Here is a 16411-nt window from a genome sequence, read left to right as displayed (position 1 = left end):
TATACCGGGGGGTACGGGGAGAGGCAGTACCCATGCGCAAGTCTCATACTCTGTGCCGGTGAGGTGGGATAAAGAAAAATATTTAAACAGCAAAAAAGCCCTGCTCAAGGCAGGGCTTTTGATTTTAAATCTCAGCAATCAAAGTACATCTCAAACTCCAACGGAGTCGGCCGCAACCGCGCCGGAGCGATCTCGTTATCGTACTTGTACTGAATATAGGTCTCGATGAGATCCTCGGTGAACACATCGCCCTCGGTGAGGAACTCGTTATCGGCTTCCAGGGCGCGCAGGGAGGCGTCCAGGGAGGTCGGAGCCTGCGGGATGGAGGCGGCTTCCTCCGGAGGCAGCTCGTAGAGGTCCTTGTCCACGGGGGCGTGCGGCTCGATACGGTTCTTGATGCCGTCGAGGCCGGCGAGCATCATGGCGGCCAGGCCCAGGTAGGGGTTGCCGCTGGGGTCCGGAGCGCGGAACTCGATGCGCTTGGCCTTGGGGTTGGAACCGGTGATCGGGATGCGCACGGCCGCAGAGCGGTTGCGCTGGGAGTACACGAGGTTGATGGGGGCCTCGAAGCCGGGCACCAGGCGGTGATAGGAGTTCAAGGTGGGGTTGGTGAAGGCCAGCACCGCGCCCGCGTGGTGGAGGATACCGCCGATGTAGTAGCGGGCGGTGTCGGAAAGCCCGGCGTAGCCGGACTCATCGTGGAAGAGCGGCTTGCCGTCCTTCCATAGCGACTGGTGGGCGTGCATGCCGGAGCCGTTGTCCCCGGCCAGAGGCTTGGGCATGAAGGTGGCCGTTTTGCCCGCTGCCGCTGCGGTGTTCTTGATGATGTACTTGAAGGTCTGGAGGTCGTCGGCGGCGTGGAGCAGGGTGTTGAACTTGTAGTTGATCTCCTGCTGTCCGCCGCTGCCCACCTCGCGGTGGAAGCGCTCGATCTCGAAGCCGGCGTCGGCAAGCGTGTGCACCATGCGGTCGCGCAGCTCTACGGTCTGGTCGTAGGGGGGCACGGGGAAGTAGCCGCCCTTGGGTCGGTTCTTGTAGCCGGTGTTGGGGGTGCCGTCGAGGTTTTCGAGCTCGCCGCGGTTCCACCAACCCTCGTTGGAGTCCACCTCGTAGAAGGCGTGGTTGGTCTCGGCGGCGTAGCGCACGGAATCGAAGAGGTAGAACTCCGCCTCCAGGCCGAAGCTACAGGTATCGGCAATTCCGGTGGAGGCGAGGTATTCCTCCGCCTTGCGGGCCACGTTGCGCGGGTCGCGGGAGAAGGGCTCGCGGGTGAAGGGGTCGTGCACAAAGAACTTCATGTTCAGAGTCTTGGTGCGGCGGAAGGGGTCGATGCTTGCCGTGGCGATGTCGGGCAGGAGGTTCATGTCCGATTCGTCAATGGTGGTGAAACCACGAATGGAGGAGCCGTCGAAGGCCAGGCCCTCCTCTAGGGCATCCTCATCAAGGGCGCTGGCGGGGATGGAGAAGTGCTGCTCGGTGCCGGGGACGTCGGTAAAGCGCACGTCAATAAACTCAACCCCCTCGTCCTTGATATATTTGACCAGTTCTTCATGTGAGGTAAAAGCCATGGTTTTGCTCCTGGGTTCCTCGCGGCTAGGGGTATGGCTTGAAGTGTAGCCCAATAACTATTGTGCTACCAAAAACTCGTGCCATCAAACACATTGTAGTCTACCGTGTTCCGTGCGATAGATTGAGCGTATGGCGAATCCCAAGCGAAGCTGGCTCGACGGCCCCCAGATCCCCTCGCAGTTCGACGGCCCGGAGGGCCCCGGCGCCTACCCAGGGGCCAACCTGGGCCTTCCCCGCAGCGGTCCCGGCTCACTGAGCACCGTGGCGCGCCGCGCCGGGGGAGTGGCGATTGACTGGGGAATCGCCTGGATTCTCGCGGGCTTCGTGCATATGTTCACCACCGCCCTCGGCGGGGTGAGCACCATGACGTACCTCTTTTATCTCGTGCTCGGTATCCTCAGCGGCTGGCTCTTTGCCCGCACCCCCGGCCAGGCGGTGCTGGGCATGGGCATTGCGCGTATCGACGCCCCCGAGCGCGTCGGCCTCTGGCGGGCCGTGGTGCGCACCCTGCTGACCGGTCTGGTATTCCCCGCGGCCCTCGTCGATGCTGATGGCCGCGGCATGCACGACCGCGCCACCGGCACGGCCGTCATTATGGCCTAGCCCTTGTTGGAACGCTCTGCGGAGCGTCGAGCCCGGCGATTGAGACCGGACACCTTGGCCCCCTTGGGCATGGGGCCCTTGGGCATTCCCGCGGGCGTGCCTGCCACGGTGTTATCCATCGCCTCGATTTTGGCGTTGATGGGGTAGACGTCGTTCTTCTTGTAGTTGCGCGGCAGCTTGAGCAGTTCGCGCTGGAGGCGCTTGAGGGGAACCTCATCTTCGCCGTCACCGGCATAGATCTCATAGATGGGTACCCCACCCACGAGGCGGTTCAGGCGCTTCTTCTGCTGCTCCATCATGGGGCGCACGCGGTGGCGAGCCCCCTCGCCCACGAGCACGATGCCGGGCACACCCACCACGCGGTGTACGGCGTCCATCTGAGTGGTGGCCCCCACGGCGGTCTTGGTAAACCACACCACGCCCACGGTGTTGCGCATATTTTCCAGAGCCCACCCGGCGGCACCGGGGGAGTCGCCTGCGCGCTCGTACATGGAAGATTCAATGCGCCGGGAGAAAATCCACATCGCCAGCACGATGCCGAGCAGTAGGCCGATGGGCAGCATGAACCATTGGCCGTTAAAGAGCATGCCAATGAGGAAGAACACCAGCGGCAAGCCCACCACGGCGGCGAGCATGAGCGGAATCAGGGCCTTATCCTGCTTGCGTTGCAGATTAAAGGCCTGCCAGATCTGCGAGTAATTCTGCTTGCGCCGGGCGCGCTTGGCCGCGCGTTCTTCCTTTTTAGCCGCCTTTGCGGCCTGTTTCTTCGGGTCAGCCATGCCCCTCATGATAGGGGATGGCTGACATAAAGGGATAAGTGCGCTCTAGTTCGCCAGCGCGGAGACCACCGGAGTCTCCTGGGAAGGTCCATACTTGGAGAGCAGCGTGGAGGCCTCCTGAGCCGTGGAACCCTGCGAGGTCTCCGCCAGGTGGCTCAGGTTCTCGGGGAGCTCTAGGCCGCGCGCCTCCATCGCCTGAGCGTATAGACGCCCCGCGCGATAGGAAGAGCGCACCAAGGGGCCGGACATAACGGCACCAAAGCCCAATTCCTCGGCCGCCGTGGCGTATTCCACGAACTCCTCGGGCTTCACCCAACGGTCAATGGGGTGATACATGGGGCCGGGGCGCAGGTATTGGGTGATGGTGATGATGTCACAACCGGCCTCGTGGAGGTCGGAGAGCGCCTCAAGAACCTCCTCCTGCGTTTCACCCATGCCCAAGATGAGGTTGGACTTGGTGATGAGGCCAAAATCGCGGGCCTGGCGGATCACGTCAAGGGAACGCTCATAGCGGAAAGCGGGGCGGATGCGGCGGAAGATACGCGGCACCGTCTCTACGTTGTGGGCAAAGACCTCCGGGCGGGATTCAAAGACCTCTTGGAGCAAATCGGCCTTGCCGGAGAAGTCTGGCACCAGATTCTCCACGCCGGTGTGCGGGTTGAGCTGGTGGATCTGCCGAACTACCTCGGCGTAGAGCCAGGCGCCCTCATCGTCGAGATCGTCGCGGGTCACGCCAGTGATGGTGGAGTAATTCAAGCCCATCTCGCGCACGGATTCCGCCACGCGGCGCGGCTCGTCCACGTCAAGGGGCTCGGGGCGAGCGGAGTTGATCTGGCAAAAATCGCAGCGGCGCGAGCAATTAGCTCCGCCGATGAGGAAGGTGGCCTCGCGGGATTCCCAGCACTCGTGAATATTGGGGCAACCGGCTTCCTGGCACACCGTGTTAAGGGAAGCGCCGGAGACACGTTTTTTCATGTCCTGGTATTCCGGACCGTTTTTCACCTGGTTCCGGATCCAGCGCGGTTTATGCTCAATGGGAGTCTGCGCATTGCGCTTTTCAATGCGCAGTAACTTACGGCCTTCAGGTGCGATAGTCACATTCGTCACCTTACCTTTAAAGGTCACCCCGCGTTAAACCCTCAGCGCTTGCGGGGTAAGCCCTTGGTGGGGTCGGGGGCGGAGCCAAAGGAATGATCGGCCACAACGAGCCTTCCCTCCAATGCCTCCGTGAGGGCGGCGAGCAGGGGAGCGGTCATCTCCTCGGTGCTCACCTCGCGGCCTAATTCCTCGGAGAGGGTGGTTACCCCGGCATCGGTAATCCCGCAGGGAATGATGTGGTGATAGTAGTCCAGGGTATTGGAGCAGTTAAGAGAAATGCCGTGCATGGTCACCCCGCGAGTAATGCGAATACCAATGGCGGCTACCTTGCGGTCCGCCTTCCCGTGAGAGGCGGGAACCCAGACCCCCGAGCGGCCGTCGATACGCCCGGCGTCCTCCACACCCACCTGGCGCACGGCCTGGATGATGGCTTCTTCCAGCCTGCGCACGTAATCCACCACGTCCACGGGATCGGCCAGTTGAATGAGGGGATAGAGCACCAGTTGGCCGCGGCCATGCCAGGTGATGCGCCCGCCGCGATCCACGTCAATCACCGGAAGATCATTATGTGGGCGATCCTCCGGCTGCGTGCGCTTACCCGCCGTGTAGACGTTGGGGTGCTCCACCACCAGCACGGTATCGCCCACCTCCCCCCGGTGGCGTCGCGCCGCGAGATCGGCCTGGAGCTCCCAGGCCTCCCGATAATCCATCACGCCGAGGTGGCGAATATTGAGGGGATCGCTCGCGGCGCGGATGGAGCGATCGGCGGGGAAAAAGGGCTTCCTAGGTGCAGTCATAGTGGCTACATCATAAGCCCCTAGAGCCTATTCCACGCCGTTGGCCTCGGCGTACTGAGCGGCGCTCATCAACTCGCCTACCTCGGTGACCTCCACCTCGTAGAGCCAGCCCGCGCCGAAGGGGTCCTCGTTGATGATCTCGTAGTTATCCTCGATTTCCTCGTTGATGGCGGTCACGGTGCCGCTCACCGGAGCATAGAGATCGGAGACGGACTTGGTGGATTCCACCTCGCCGCAGGTTTCACCGGCGGTGACGGTATCGCCCACCTCGGGCAGCTCGGCAAAAACTACTTCGCCCAGGCGTTCGGTGGCCACGGAGGTGATGCCCACGCGCACGGTGGAGCCCACCGCAGCATCGGCGGCGGCGTTAATCCACTCGTGTTCTTCGGAGTAGGAGAAAGAATCGGGAAGGGTAGCCATGATGTTCCTTTCGAGCAGTGAGTGCTTGCAGTGTTGGAAAAATCTTATCGGGAGCGCCGGTAGAACGGGGTCTCCACGATGCGGAAGGGGTAGTGCTTACCGCGAATATCCACGGTCACCTCCGCGCCGGGGGTAGCGCTGGCGCGGTCCACGTAGGCCAGGGCAATGGGGTGGCCCAGCGTGGGAGAGGGCTGGCCAGAAGTGACAACACCGATCTCGGAGCCTTCAGAGCCCTCGGTGGAAAGCACGGTGGCGCCGGAGCGCGCCGCGCGCTTGCCCTCGGAGGCAAGCCCCACGAGAACCCGGGTGGGCTCCGCAGCAGCTTTCAAGGCCTCCTTGCCCACGAAGTCCGCTTCCTTCTTGGCGGAGACGAGCACGCCCAGGCCGGCGTCGATAGGCGTGGTCTGCTCCGTGAGTTCGTTGCCGTAGAGCGGCATGGCGGCCTCTAGGCGCAGAGAATCGCGCGCGGCCAGGCCCGCCGGTTGAATCTCGTGGGGCTGCCCGGCCTCCAGTGCGGCGGCCCACAGCGCCGAGGCGTTCTCGTTGGGAGTGAAGAGCTCAAAGCCGTCCTCGCCGGTATAGCCGGTGCGGGCGATGAGAACGTCCGGGATACCGGCCACGGTGGCGGAAAAAGCGGCGTAGTACTTAAGCGTGCGCACGGCCTCGCGGTCCTGTTCACCCACGAGGGAGAGCACGATCTCCTCCGCACGCGGACCCTGCACCGCGATGAGCGCGGTCTGCGTGGATTCATCGTCGAGGGTGACCTCAAAGCCCGCCGCACGCTCGCGCAAGGCCTCTACCACCACCGCGGTATTGGAGGCATTGGGCACCACCAGGAACTCCTCTTCGCTCAGGCGATAGGTGATGAGATCGTCGATAATGCCCCCATCGGGGCGCACGATCATGGAGTACTTGGCGCGTCCCACGGCGATGGAGGAAAGATGAGAGATGAGCGCGTAGTCCAGGAAGGCGGCCGCCTGGGGGCCGCTCACGCGCACCTCACCCATGTGGGAGAGATCGAAGAGGCCCGCACGCTCGCGCACCGCGCGGTGCTCTTCCAGCTCCTTGCCGTACTTCAGCGGCATGGACCAATCGCCAAAGGGGGTGAAAGAGGCGCCTAGGGCCTCGTGTTCGGCGTGCAGCGGGGAATGGCGCAGGGAATCGGGGTTAGACATTGGTTCCTCCGTTCGGGGTGGTGGCAGCGGCAGCGTCACCAGAGGTGGTGAAATCGAAAGCCTCCGGCGCGGGGCAAGAGCACACCAGGTTGCGGTCGCCATAGGCCTCGTCGATGCGGCGCACCGGCGGGAAGTACTTGGCGCGGTACAGGGAAGCCACCGGCCAGGCGGCTTCCTCCCGGCTAAAGGCATAGGGCCACTCGTTGCGGGAGACGCTGGCGGCGGTGAAGGGAGCGTGGTGAAGCACGGAATCCTCGTAGGCGATGCCGCCGTTAATGATGGTCTGAATCTCGCGGCGGATGGAGCGCATGGCCTCGATGAAGCGATCCAACTCCTCCTGGCTTTCCGATTCCGTGGGTTCCACCATGAGGGTGCCCGCCACGGGGAAGGCCAGGGTGGGGGCGTGGAAGCCGTAATCCACCAGGCGCTTACACACATCGGCGGCGGTGACCCCAGAGGCGTCGGTGAGCGGGCGCAGATCCACGATGCACTCGTGGGCCACCAGGCCGGTCTCCCCGGTGTAGAGAATCGGGAAATCATCGCGCAGCTGCGCCGCCACGTAATTGGCCCCGAGAATCGCGTGCGCCGTGGCCTGCTCCAGGCCTTCGCCGCCCATCATGGCGAGGTAGGACCAGGAGATCGGCAGCACACCGGCCGAGCCGTAGCGGGTGGCGGTGATCGGCACGCCGGTGCCCTCGGGAGCGGGGTGCAGCGGATCGACGCCGTTGGGGTCAGTGGGCAGGAAGTCAATCAGGTGCTCGCGCACCGCCACCGGGCCCACACCGGGGCCGCCACCGCCGTGCGGAATGGTGAAGGTCTTATGCAGATTCAGGTGGCTGACGTCGCCGCCGAACTCGCCGGGGCGGGCCAACCCCGCCAGCGCATTCATATTCGCGCCGTCGATATACACCTGGCCGCCCACGGCGTGCACCTTCTGGCATACCTCGCGCACCTGCGGCTCAAAGACGCCGTGGGTGGAGGGGTAGGTAATCATAATCGCCGCCACGTGCTCGCCGTGCTGGGCCAACTTGGCATCGAGGTCGCTAAGGTCGATGGAGCCGTCCTCCGCCGTGGCAACCACCACCACGCGCAGGTTCGCTAGCGTTGCCGAGGCCGCGTTGGTGCCGTGCGCGGACTGCGGAATCAGGCAAATATCCCGGCCCTGATCGCCCTGGGCCACGTGATAGCGCCGGATAGCCAGTAGACCGGCCAATTCACCCTGAGAGCCTGCATTGGGCTGCACGGACACCTTGGCATAGCCGGTGATCTCCGCCAACCAGCCCTCGATCTCCTCGATGAGTTCGCGCCAGCCCTGCGTGTGTTCCTCGGGGGCAAAGGGGTGAATCTGAGCGAACTCGGGCCAGCTAATCGGCTCCATGCCCGCCGTGGGATTCAGCTTCATGGTGCACGAACCCAGGGGAATCATGGTGCGATCCAGCGCCAAATCCTTATCCGAGAGCTCGCGCAGGTAGCGCAGCATCTGAGTCTCGGAGTGAATCTTGGAGAAGATCGGGTGCTTCAAGGTCTCCGTGCGGCGGCGCAGGCTCTCCGGCAGGCCGCTTTCCTCGCCTTGTTCCTCGGTGCTTGCCGACGCCCCCGGAGTTGCCGAAATACCCAGCGCTTTAGCGATGGCGGCTACGTCCTCCTCGGTGGAGGACTCACCAAAGGCCACGGAAATCTTATCGGTGCCGAGGGGGCGCACCAGGTACCCGGCCTGGGCAAGGGCCTGGGCGAGGTTATCGCGGTTCTCCGCGCGGATCGTCAGGGTGTCAAAGAAGGTATCGTGCACCAATTCCAGGCCGGGGGCGGCCTCCACGGCGGCGGCAAGCAGGGCCGCGCGGCGATGAATGGCGAGCGCGATCCGCTTCAACCCCTCCGGGCCGTGGTACACCGCGTACATGGAGGCCGTCACGGCCAAAAGCGCCTGAGCGGTGCAGATATTGGAAGTGGCCTTTTCCCGGCGAATGTGCTGCTCGCGGGTCTGCAAGGCGAGGCGGTAGGCGGGAGCCCCCGCGGCGTCCTTGGAAACTCCCACCACGCGACCGGGGAGTTGGCGCTTGAGCTTATCCGTCACGGAGATGAAGGCCGCGTGCGGGCCGCCGAAGAAGAGCGGCACGCCAAAGCGCTGAGAGGAACCCACCGCGATGTCCGCCCCCAGGGTTCCGGGAGATTCCAGCACTTGCAGGGCCATGAGATCGCAGGCCACGGTGGCTAGGCCGCCGCGGGTGTGTATGTCCTCGATGATGGGGCGGGGGTCGATGATGTCCCCCTCGGTGCCGGGATAGGCGATCACCACGCCCACGTAATCCTCGCCCACGATGGGGCCATTGAGGCTTTCCACCTCTACCTCTAACTCGATGGCGCGGGCGCGTTCTGCGGCCACGGCGATCACCTGGGGGTGCAGGCGGGCATCGAGGAGCACCCGGCGCCCCTTCTTCTTGGCGCGGGACATCAGCCCCACGGCCTCGGCCACGGCGCTGGCCTCATCGAGCAGGGAGGCCCCGGCGATGGGTAATTCCGTGAGTTCGGAGACGAGGGTCTGGAAGTTCAGCAGCGCCTCCAATCGACCCTGGGAGATCTCCGGCTGATAGGGGGTATAGGCGGTATACCAGCCCGGATCTTCCAGCACACCGCGGCGGATCACGGGCGGAGTGATGGTGTCGTAGTAGCCCTGGCCGTAGAGAGAGTGGAGCACCACGTTCTTATCGGCCAATTCCCGTAGGCGCGCCTGCGCCTGGTGTTCGGAGAGGGGAGCGGGCAGGGCCGGGGAGGCCTCGGCGCGGATAGCGGGAGGGAGGGCGGCGTCGATAAGCGCTTCGAGGGAATCAAAGCCCAGGGCGCTGAGCATGGCCTGTGATTCGGCATTGCTTGGACCCAGGTGGCGGGCGGGATAGGAGGAAGGATCAGTCACGGGGGTGAGATGCGTCAAGTGAGGTGTCTCCTTTAACCACAATGAAAGTGAGTTATCTGCCCGTATTATAGGCGTTGCGAGACGCATAACAACGAGGCCCTAACCCCAAATGGGGCTAGGGCCTCGTATCACCGGAGGGAAATGCTAGAGCAACAGATCACCCTCGAAATCGGCGGTCTCCAGACGATCCTTCACCGTGGTGAGGAAGCGGCCAGCGTCCGCGCCATCGACCAACTGGTGATCGTAGGTCAGCGGCAGGAACACCATCTGGCGAATGGCGACCACATCGAGGCCATCCTCGGTGCGCACCACCGGGCGCTTGGTGATGGCGCCGGTGCCCAGGATGCCCGCCTGCGGCGGAACCAGAATCGGGGTATCGGTCAGCGCACCCTCCGAGCCGATATTGGTGATGGTGAAGGTGCCACCCACCAGATCGTTCGGCTTGAGCTTGTTATTGCGGGCGCGCTCCGCGAGTTCCGCGATGGCCTGAGCCAACTCCGGCAGGGTCTTATCCTGCGCGTTGTGGATCACCGGGGTGAGCAGACCAGCCGGGGTATCCACGGCGATGGAGAGGTTCACGCTCTCGTGGTAGGTGATCTCCTTGGTCTCCGCGTTGTAGGAGGCGTTCACGTTCGGGTGCGAGACCAGGGCCTCCACCACGGCCTTAGCGAAGAAGGGCAGGTAGGTGAGGTTGGCGCCGTGCTTCTCCGCGAAGGCGGGCTTATTGGCCTTGCGCAGCACGGCTACCTTGGTCATATCCACCTCTTGCACCTGCGTGAGCTGCGCGGAGGTTTGCAGAGCCTCCACCGTCTTGGAGGCGGTGATCTGGCGGATACGGTTGGCCTTCTGCACGGTGCCGCGCAGCTTGGCTTTCTCCGGGTCCACGGACTTGGTGGAAGCAGCGCCTGGAGCCTTGGGAGCATTGCTTGCCGACGCCGCCGTGGCCTCGGCCCCGGCCTCGGTCTCCTGCGAACCGGAGGCGGCGTCGAGAACATCCTGCTTGCGGATGCGACCGCCCACGCCGGTGCCCTTGACCTCGCTGAGGTTCACGGAATGCTTCTCCGCGAGCTTGCGCACGAGCGGGGTGACGTAGGGAAGGTTGCCGGTGGTGGCGGAGGGCTTGGGAGCCTCTTCCTTCTTCTCAGCCTTCGGAGCGGGCTCCTTGGCCTTGGGCTCTTCCTGCTTCGGCTCCTCCTTGGGGGCGGGTGCCTCGGGCTCGGGGTCCTTCTTCTCCGGCTGCTTGGGGGCCGAGGCGCTCTTGTCACCGATGCGGGCGATAGCGGCGCCCACCTCGACGGTGTCGTCCTCTTCGGCAAGAATCTCTAGCAGGGTGCCGGCCACGGGGGAGGGGACTTCGGTGTCTACTTTGTCGGTGGAGACTTCCAGTAGGGGCTCGTCGGCCTCTACGGTGTCGCCCACGGACTTGAGCCACTGGGTGATCGTGCCTTCGGTAACGGATTCGCCCAGTTCGGGCATGGCTACCTCGGTAGCCTCTCCGGTGGAATCAGAATCCTGGGCCGGATCTTCCTCTTCATCGGACGGGGCGGAGGAAGAGGGGGCCTCATCGGCATCGCCAATCACGGCGATGACGGAGCCGACGTCCACGGTGTCATCTTCCTCGGCCTTAATTTCGAGGAGAACACCGGAGGTCGGGGAGGGGACTTCGGTGTCTACTTTGTCGGTGGAGACTTCCAGTAGGGGCTCGTCAGCCTCTACGGTGTCGCCCACGGACTTGAGCCACTGGGTGATCGTGCCTTCGGTAACGGATTCGCCCAGTTCGGGCATCTCTACTGAGAACGCCATGTGTGTCAGACTCCTCGATAGTCGTGTAGATGGTTCTAATACAATAACCGTACCTGCCCGCCCGAAGTCGTGCGCACCGGAGGTGCCCTCACGGCGAGGGGCGTGGAGGGTGTCGCGGGATACAGTGAGTACCCCTACAATTGTAGGCCGTGTTCAAACTTTTTGGTCGCCGTAAGAAAAAGGCCGGGCCGCGCCCACCGCGCGCCCCAGGGGCGACGATTCGCCCTGATGATGCCCAGGAATTGCGGCAGTGGGCCCAGGAGCGAGCTTTCGTGGAGGCCTTTGTGGAACCAGAGACCTTTGTCAATGAGATGTCCGCCGTGGTGGTCGATGAATCGGGGGACTTTATTCGCCGCCGCATCGGAGGCCCCAAGGGGATTGATGCGCTGGCGAAACTCCTCGATTGCCCCGTGTACGACGTGGAGGAAACCGGGTACCCGCAGCGCATGCGCGAGCGGATCGAAAGGGATCGCCTCTTGCGCAAGCGCGAGGAGCAGCGGCAACGCCGCGCTCAGTTAGAGCGCGACGAGGAAAACCGCCAAGAGAACCGAGAGAACTAAGCCTTGGGGTTAGCCAGTTGCCCTAAGACCCGCAGGAAAGTCCGCACCGGGGCTCCGGTGGCTCGTTGGGGCGTGTAACCGTAGGCGGCACCCTCATTCCAGGCGGGCCCGGCGACGTCGAGGTGCGCCCACTCCACTCCCTCGGGAATGAAGCGGGACAGGTATGCACCGGCAAAGAGCATTTGCCCATTGCGGGAATTATGAGTGTTGCGCATGTCTGCCACGGGGGAGGCCAGGGCCGCGGAATGTTCTTCCAGAAGCGGCATGGCCCAGGCGGATTCACCCACTTCCCGCCCAGCCTGAGCCACGAGATCCCGGAGTTCATCCGAACCCATCACGCCAGTGGTGCGGGTGCCAAGAGCAACGAGCTGGCCTCCGGTAAGCGTGGAGGCTTCCAGGATGGCGTCGGGGTGATCCTCACCGGCACGAGCGAGGGCGTCGGCAAGCACGAGGCGCCCCTCCGCATCGGTGTTGAGCACCTCGGAGGTGAGCCCGCCGTAATGCGTGATGACGTCTCCGGGGCGAGTGGCCGAACCCGAGGGCATGTTTTCTGCGAGCGGGAGCCAGGCGGTGATCTCCACCTCAAGATTGAGGCGTGCCGCTGCAATAATGCTGGCGGCTACGGCGGCGGAGCCACCCATATCGGAGATCATGACCTCCATGTTGGCGGCGGGCTTGAGGGAGATTCCGCCGGTATCGAAGGTGATTCCTTTGCCCACCAGAGCCACGTAGGCATGAGCCTTTGACGGAGCCCAGTGCAGGCGCACGAGGCGCGGGGCGCGCTGAGAGCCGGAGCCGACGGCGAGAATACCACCGAATCCCTCCACCGAAAGGCGGTAGGCATCATAAATCTCCGATTCCACGCCGTGCTCGGCGGCGAGGGCAGCAAGGGTATCCGCATAGGAAGCCGGGTAGAGATCGCGCGCGGAGGTATTGGTGAGATCGCGGGCCAGGGCCACGGCCTCGGCATTGATGAGGGCTTCCCGGAAAGCGGCCTTATCCTTCTTCCTAGAACCCAAGAAGGTCACCGGTCCCGGCTCCTGCGTAGGGGTGCTGCGCTGTCCCTCGTAGGAATAGGACCCCAGCAGATAGCCCTCGACGGCCGCCTTCAAGGTACCTTCCCCGAGGTCACCTGCGGCCACGAAAACCGAACCACGGGTGCGCATGTGCCGGGCGGCCGAGCCCATCGCCCGGCGCAGCACCTCGGTATCGAACTCCGCGGCGTCGCCAAGCCCCACGAGGGCTACCGCGCGGGTTTCCTTGAGAGCGGAAGGGGCGGGGAATACCACGCAGGTATCGCTCTTACCCTCAAAGCCGAGGGCCTCGGCGGCGTCGACCAAGGCGCGCGCGGCGGAAGAACTCAGCGGGCCGGTGAGGGGAAACTCAGGGCCTTCTTCGCCGGAAAATACAGGGAAGAGAATGACCTGGGTGTCCTGCGGGACCTTTTTAGCCAGGGTGGCGGGGGCGAGGGTACCTCGGGTAGGTAAACCGCTGAGCATAAGACCTCCTGAGAATAGAGAATGCAGACCGTATAAGCCTATCGCCTTCCAACCGGAGTGTACGGTGAGGAGCATGACTTCTCTCACCTTTGAGGTTCAACGCAACCCCCACCCCGTTACCGATGAGCGCCGCGCGGAGATTCTGGCTAACCCCGCCTTTGGCCAGCAATTTACCGACCATATGGTGCGTATCGACTGGAATCAAGAATCCGGCTGGCACGATGCGCGTGTGATGCCCTTTGGGGCGATTGAACTTTCCCCCGCCACCTCGGTGTTGCATTATGGTCAGGCGATTTTTGAGGGAATGAAGGCCTATCGGATGCCGGATGGCGCTATTGCCACCTTCCGCCCCGATCGGAATGCGCAGCGCATGCAGGATTCGGCCCGTCGCCTGGCCATGCCCGAGTTGCCCGTGGAGGACTTTCTGGAGGCCGTGCGGGTGCTCGTTGACGTGGATCAGCAATGGGTTCCCGAGGCCGGGGGAGAGGCCGCGCTGTACCTGCGCCCCCTCATGTTTGCCACGGAGCAGACCCTCGGCGTGCACCCCTCTTCTTCCTATACCTTCCTTCTCATGGCCTCGCCCTCGGGTGCCTACTTCAAGGGCGGCCTTAAGCCGGTGAGCGTGTGGCTTTCCGAGGATTATGTGCGGGCCGCGCCGGGTGGCACGGGAGCGGCGAAGTTTGCCGGAAATTACGCCGCCTCCCTCCTCGCCCAGGCACAGGCCAGCGAGAAAGGCTGCGACCAAGTGGTGTGGCTCGATGCCATCGAGCGGAACTACATCGAGGAAATGGGCGGCATGAATCTCATGTTCGTGTACGGCTCCGAGGACTCCCCGGAGGGGGTCACCCTGGTGACCCCGAAGCTCAGCGGCTCCCTACTGCCGGGCGTGACCCGTGATTCCCTGCTCCACGTGGCCCGCGACCTCGGCTACGCCACCGAGCAGCGGCTCATCTCCAAGGAAGAATGGCGCAAAGATGCGGAATCCGGCGTGCTCACGGAGACTCTGGCCTGTGGTACCGCCGCCGTGCTGACCCCCGTGGGCGTGGTGAAATCCAATGACGGCGAGTTTACCGTGGGCAATAATGAGCCTGGAGCAGTGACGATGAAGCTGCGCCAGCGCCTCACCGACATTCAGCACGGGGTGGCAGAAGATACCCACGGGTGGATGCACACCCTGGTGCCGGCAGCGGAATAAAGCGGTACCGAAGTAAAGCGGCGCCGAGATGCGCGGGGTGCCGCTTTATCTATCACCTGCGGGCTGGCCTGTGGTTTTGTTCGCGGGTTCGCCTGTGGGTTGGTTTGAGGGGGCGCTTGTCGGTTCGTCCGCTGGGGCTTCTCCCGTCACCTCTCCATAAAGCGAGGTGGCAGCGCGCACCAGCGGAACGGTGGTGGCGGCCCCGGTGCCCATGCCCAGCGGCATATTGAGGGCAAAGAGCGGAGTGAGGCCGAGGTGGCGCAGAGCCATCAGATGGCCCGCGTGGGGGGTGAGTTGCCCCGCGAGCATCCAGTTCTTAGCCCCAGGAGCCAGAGCCTCCGCATAGCAGGCGGCCACGCAGCTCACCGTGGTATCGAGCAGGATGGGGGTGCGTCGTACGGCGCATTGGGCGAGGAAACTCACCAGGGCCACCAGCGCGGGGCTTGCGTGATGGCGCAGGAGATCTACTGCGGAACGCTTGTGGGCACGCGCCTGGAACATGAGATCGCGGATGAGGGTGACGCGCTTGCTCCATTGCTTATCCGCCGTGCCGTGAAAACCGAGAACCGCCACGGGTTCCCTTCCCGTAAGCAATCCCAGCAGGGCTAAGGCCTCCTCGTCCTCGCCGGCGCCTATCGACGCCGCTAAGAGGAGATCCGTGCCGCGATCGGCCTGGTGGTCAGCGGCCTGAATACCCATTTCCTTCGCTTGGTCAAAGGAGGACTCTGGGGGAACATCTATGACGGTTGCGGGTATTCCCACGGCCTCGGTAAAGGCATGGGTGGGGCCGGTTCCTTCATTGGCCTTCCGGTGAAAGCTAATGGCCTGTTCCGTGGAGAGAACGCTTGCCCGCGTAGCGGAGCGGTTGCCATAAAAAACCATCATCCGGCTGTTCCGAATGGGGCGCAGGGGCTCGGTTGCCGATACTCCCTGTGCCGCGGCAAAAAAAGAGGCTACATCGCGTAATCGCCCGGCGATGTCCTGTGGCAGTACCCTGGGCAGGTGTTCAGCGCTACCGGTGGGGGAGGTGACAGGGCTGAATAACTCCACGATGACCTCTACTAATTTTGTCGTTGACGAGGGCTAACTGTGCTGAGAACTTACTGCGGAACTTATTGCGCGCGGCCGACCGCCGCGCCGAGCTCCACCCGGGGCTTCGGGGTACGCCAGCGGCGCGGTTGCATAGCGCGGGAATAGGCGTAGAAGCCCAGCCCCAGGCCAGCTTGGGAAGTATTGGGGAACTCCGAGCGCACAGCGCGGTTCACGCGGCGCCCGAGGATAATGCCTTCCAGAGCAAAGATAATGATGATGCCCATAGAAACCAAGGAAAATACCGCTGCTATCTGGGGCATTCCATTGGTAACGAACATGGAGAGCAAAAGCAACAGGGCAAAGGGCATCACCCAGTTATTGATAAAGCGCCGGGAATCTACCCAATCGCGGGCGAAGGCACGCTCCGGCCCCTTATCACGAGGCAAGAGGTAGCGTTCCTCTCCGCGATCCATCGCGGCCTGCGTTTCGCGCTGACGACGGCGGGATTCCTCCCGCTCCTTGCGCTTGTACTCCTTCCACTCCTCCTTGGACATGGAAGCCTTGAGTTCTTTGCGCCGCTGACGCTGCTGTTGCGGCGTGGTGGGAGCCATAGAGGCACCCCGAATTACGCCGCGCTCCATCTCTACCTCCTTGCGCTTGGGGGTAGGGCGCCCCTTGGGCGGCGTATAGCCCTTGGGCAGGGGCGTGCCTTCTTCATGGGTTTCAGGCACGCTCTGCGGCTCGGAGGCCTGAGCGGGAGCGGTATCGGCGTCGTCAGTGTTCTGCCACGGTAATTTCACGGATACAACTGTACAAGCACGGTGGGACACAGCGGGAATACCGGCTTGATCGCGTGTGTTAAAAGGTATGTCGTCCCTCTTCCCGACCGTGCTCCGGCACCCCCGTACCGCCACGGGTAGGGTTGTGGGAAACCAGATGCAGCAACGAGAGTCCATGCAGCAAGGAGTTC

14 protein-coding genes are annotated in these 16411 nt (G+C 63.5%); 3 read left to right on the top strand and 11 right to left on the bottom strand.

Annotated features, from left to right (window positions below):
• Positions 1-131: 131 nt before the first annotated feature.
• Positions 132-1568 carry a type I glutamate--ammonia ligase gene (glnA, locus tag Clow_RS04880; RefSeq protein WP_055177129.1) on the bottom strand — a complete coding sequence of 479 codons (1437 nt, stop codon included), beginning with the start codon at positions 1566-1568 and terminating at the stop codon, positions 132-134.
• 130 nt (positions 1569-1698) lie between these two features.
• Here glnA and Clow_RS04875 point away from each other — a divergent pair, with 130 nt between their 5' ends.
• Complete coding sequence (locus Clow_RS04875) at positions 1699-2172, top strand: RDD family protein (RefSeq protein ID WP_055177124.1); 474 nt, start codon at positions 1699-1701, stop codon at positions 2170-2172.
• On the opposite strand, the gene Clow_RS04870 is transcribed toward Clow_RS04875, so the two are convergent.
• From Clow_RS04870 to sucB, 7 genes are all read right to left on the bottom strand, one after another.
• A complete protein-coding gene (locus Clow_RS04870; protein ID WP_055177120.1) occupies positions 2169-2951 on the bottom strand; it encodes a DUF4191 domain-containing protein in 783 nt (260 codons plus the stop codon). The genes Clow_RS04875 and Clow_RS04870 overlap by 4 nt on opposite strands.
• A gap of 45 nt (positions 2952-2996) precedes the next feature.
• Positions 2997-4049, bottom strand: coding sequence for a lipoyl synthase (gene lipA / locus Clow_RS04865; RefSeq protein WP_055177118.1), 1053 nt, complete (start codon positions 4047-4049; stop codon positions 2997-2999).
• Positions 4050-4090: 41 nt separating this feature from the next.
• Positions 4091-4846: a lipoyl(octanoyl) transferase LipB gene (gene lipB / locus Clow_RS04860; RefSeq protein ID WP_055177115.1), complete on the bottom strand. Its 756-nt coding sequence runs from the start codon at positions 4844-4846 to the stop codon at positions 4091-4093.
• Positions 4847-4873: 27 nt separating this feature from the next.
• Positions 4874-5266 carry a glycine cleavage system protein GcvH gene (gene gcvH / locus Clow_RS04855; RefSeq protein ID WP_055177111.1) on the bottom strand — a complete coding sequence of 131 codons (393 nt, stop codon included), beginning with the start codon at positions 5264-5266 and terminating at the stop codon, positions 4874-4876.
• A 44-nt stretch (positions 5267-5310) separates the two neighbouring features.
• Positions 5311-6441, bottom strand: coding sequence for a glycine cleavage system aminomethyltransferase GcvT (gene gcvT / locus Clow_RS04850; protein ID WP_055177109.1), 1131 nt, complete (start codon positions 6439-6441; stop codon positions 5311-5313).
• Positions 6434-9370, bottom strand: coding sequence for an aminomethyl-transferring glycine dehydrogenase (gcvP, locus tag Clow_RS04845; protein ID WP_281175650.1), 2937 nt, complete (start codon positions 9368-9370; stop codon positions 6434-6436). Before gcvP ends, gcvT begins: the two co-directional genes overlap by 8 nt.
• Before the next feature lie 126 nt (positions 9371-9496).
• Positions 9497-11155 (bottom strand): 2-oxoglutarate dehydrogenase, E2 component, dihydrolipoamide succinyltransferase, encoded by a 1659-nt coding sequence (gene sucB, locus Clow_RS04840; protein WP_055177106.1) that lies wholly within the window; start codon positions 11153-11155, stop codon positions 9497-9499.
• Positions 11156-11304: 149 nt separating this feature from the next.
• Between sucB and Clow_RS04835 the strand changes: the two genes are divergently transcribed.
• Positions 11305-11715, top strand: a complete 411-nt coding sequence (locus Clow_RS04835) for a hypothetical protein (RefSeq protein ID WP_055177103.1) — start codon at positions 11305-11307, stop codon at positions 11713-11715.
• On the opposite strand, the gene Clow_RS04830 is transcribed toward Clow_RS04835, so the two are convergent.
• Positions 11712-13214: a leucyl aminopeptidase gene (locus Clow_RS04830; RefSeq protein WP_055177100.1), complete on the bottom strand. Its 1503-nt coding sequence runs from the start codon at positions 13212-13214 to the stop codon at positions 11712-11714. The genes Clow_RS04835 and Clow_RS04830 overlap by 4 nt on opposite strands.
• Positions 13215-13287: 73 nt before the next feature.
• Here Clow_RS04830 and Clow_RS04825 point away from each other — a divergent pair, with 73 nt between their 5' ends.
• Positions 13288-14409, top strand: coding sequence for a branched-chain amino acid aminotransferase (locus tag Clow_RS04825; RefSeq protein ID WP_055177097.1), 1122 nt, complete (start codon positions 13288-13290; stop codon positions 14407-14409).
• Positions 14410-14454: 45 nt separating this feature from the next.
• Here Clow_RS04825 and Clow_RS04820 read toward each other — a convergent pair whose 3' ends face one another.
• Positions 14455-15459, bottom strand: a complete 1005-nt coding sequence (locus Clow_RS04820; RefSeq protein ID WP_156334645.1) for a nicotinate-nucleotide--dimethylbenzimidazole phosphoribosyltransferase — start codon at positions 15457-15459, stop codon at positions 14455-14457.
• A gap of 62 nt (positions 15460-15521) precedes the next feature.
• On the bottom strand, positions 15522-16241 hold the full coding sequence (locus Clow_RS04815) for a DUF3043 domain-containing protein (RefSeq protein ID WP_055177091.1): 720 nt from the start codon (positions 16239-16241) through the stop codon (positions 15522-15524).
• Positions 16242-16411 lie beyond the last annotated feature (170 nt).

The sequence above is a fragment of the Corynebacterium lowii genome (genome assembly GCF_001412085.1).
GTDB lineage: Bacteria > Actinomycetota > Actinomycetes > Mycobacteriales > Mycobacteriaceae > Corynebacterium > Corynebacterium lowii.
This window is presented reverse-complemented; position numbering and strand designations above follow the sequence as displayed.

Excerpts from the sequence above, each read along its gene's own strand:
- lipB (WP_055177115.1), bottom strand. The coding sequence starts at position 4,846 with ATGACTGCACCTAGGAAGCCCTTTTTCCCCGCCGATCGCTCCATCCGC.
- Clow_RS04830 (WP_055177100.1), bottom strand. The coding sequence starts at position 13,214 with ATGCTCAGCGGTTTACCTACCCGAGGTACCCTCGCCCCCGCCACCCTG.
- Clow_RS04870 (WP_055177120.1), bottom strand. The coding sequence starts at position 2,951 with ATGGCTGACCCGAAGAAACAGGCCGCAAAGGCGGCTAAAAAGGAAGAA.
- gcvT (WP_055177109.1), bottom strand. The coding sequence starts at position 6,441 with ATGTCTAACCCCGATTCCCTGCGCCATTCCCCGCTGCACGCCGAACAC.
- gcvH (WP_055177111.1), bottom strand. The coding sequence starts at position 5,266 with ATGGCTACCCTTCCCGATTCTTTCTCCTACTCCGAAGAACACGAGTGG.
- Clow_RS04825 (WP_055177097.1), top strand. The coding sequence starts at position 13,288 with ATGACTTCTCTCACCTTTGAGGTTCAACGCAACCCCCACCCCGTTACC.
- sucB (WP_055177106.1), bottom strand. The coding sequence starts at position 11,155 with ATGGCGTTCTCAGTAGAGATGCCCGAACTGGGCGAATCCGTTACCGAA.
- glnA (WP_055177129.1), bottom strand. The coding sequence starts at position 1,568 with ATGGCTTTTACCTCACATGAAGAACTGGTCAAATATATCAAGGACGAG.
- Clow_RS04875 (WP_055177124.1), top strand. The coding sequence starts at position 1,699 with ATGGCGAATCCCAAGCGAAGCTGGCTCGACGGCCCCCAGATCCCCTCG.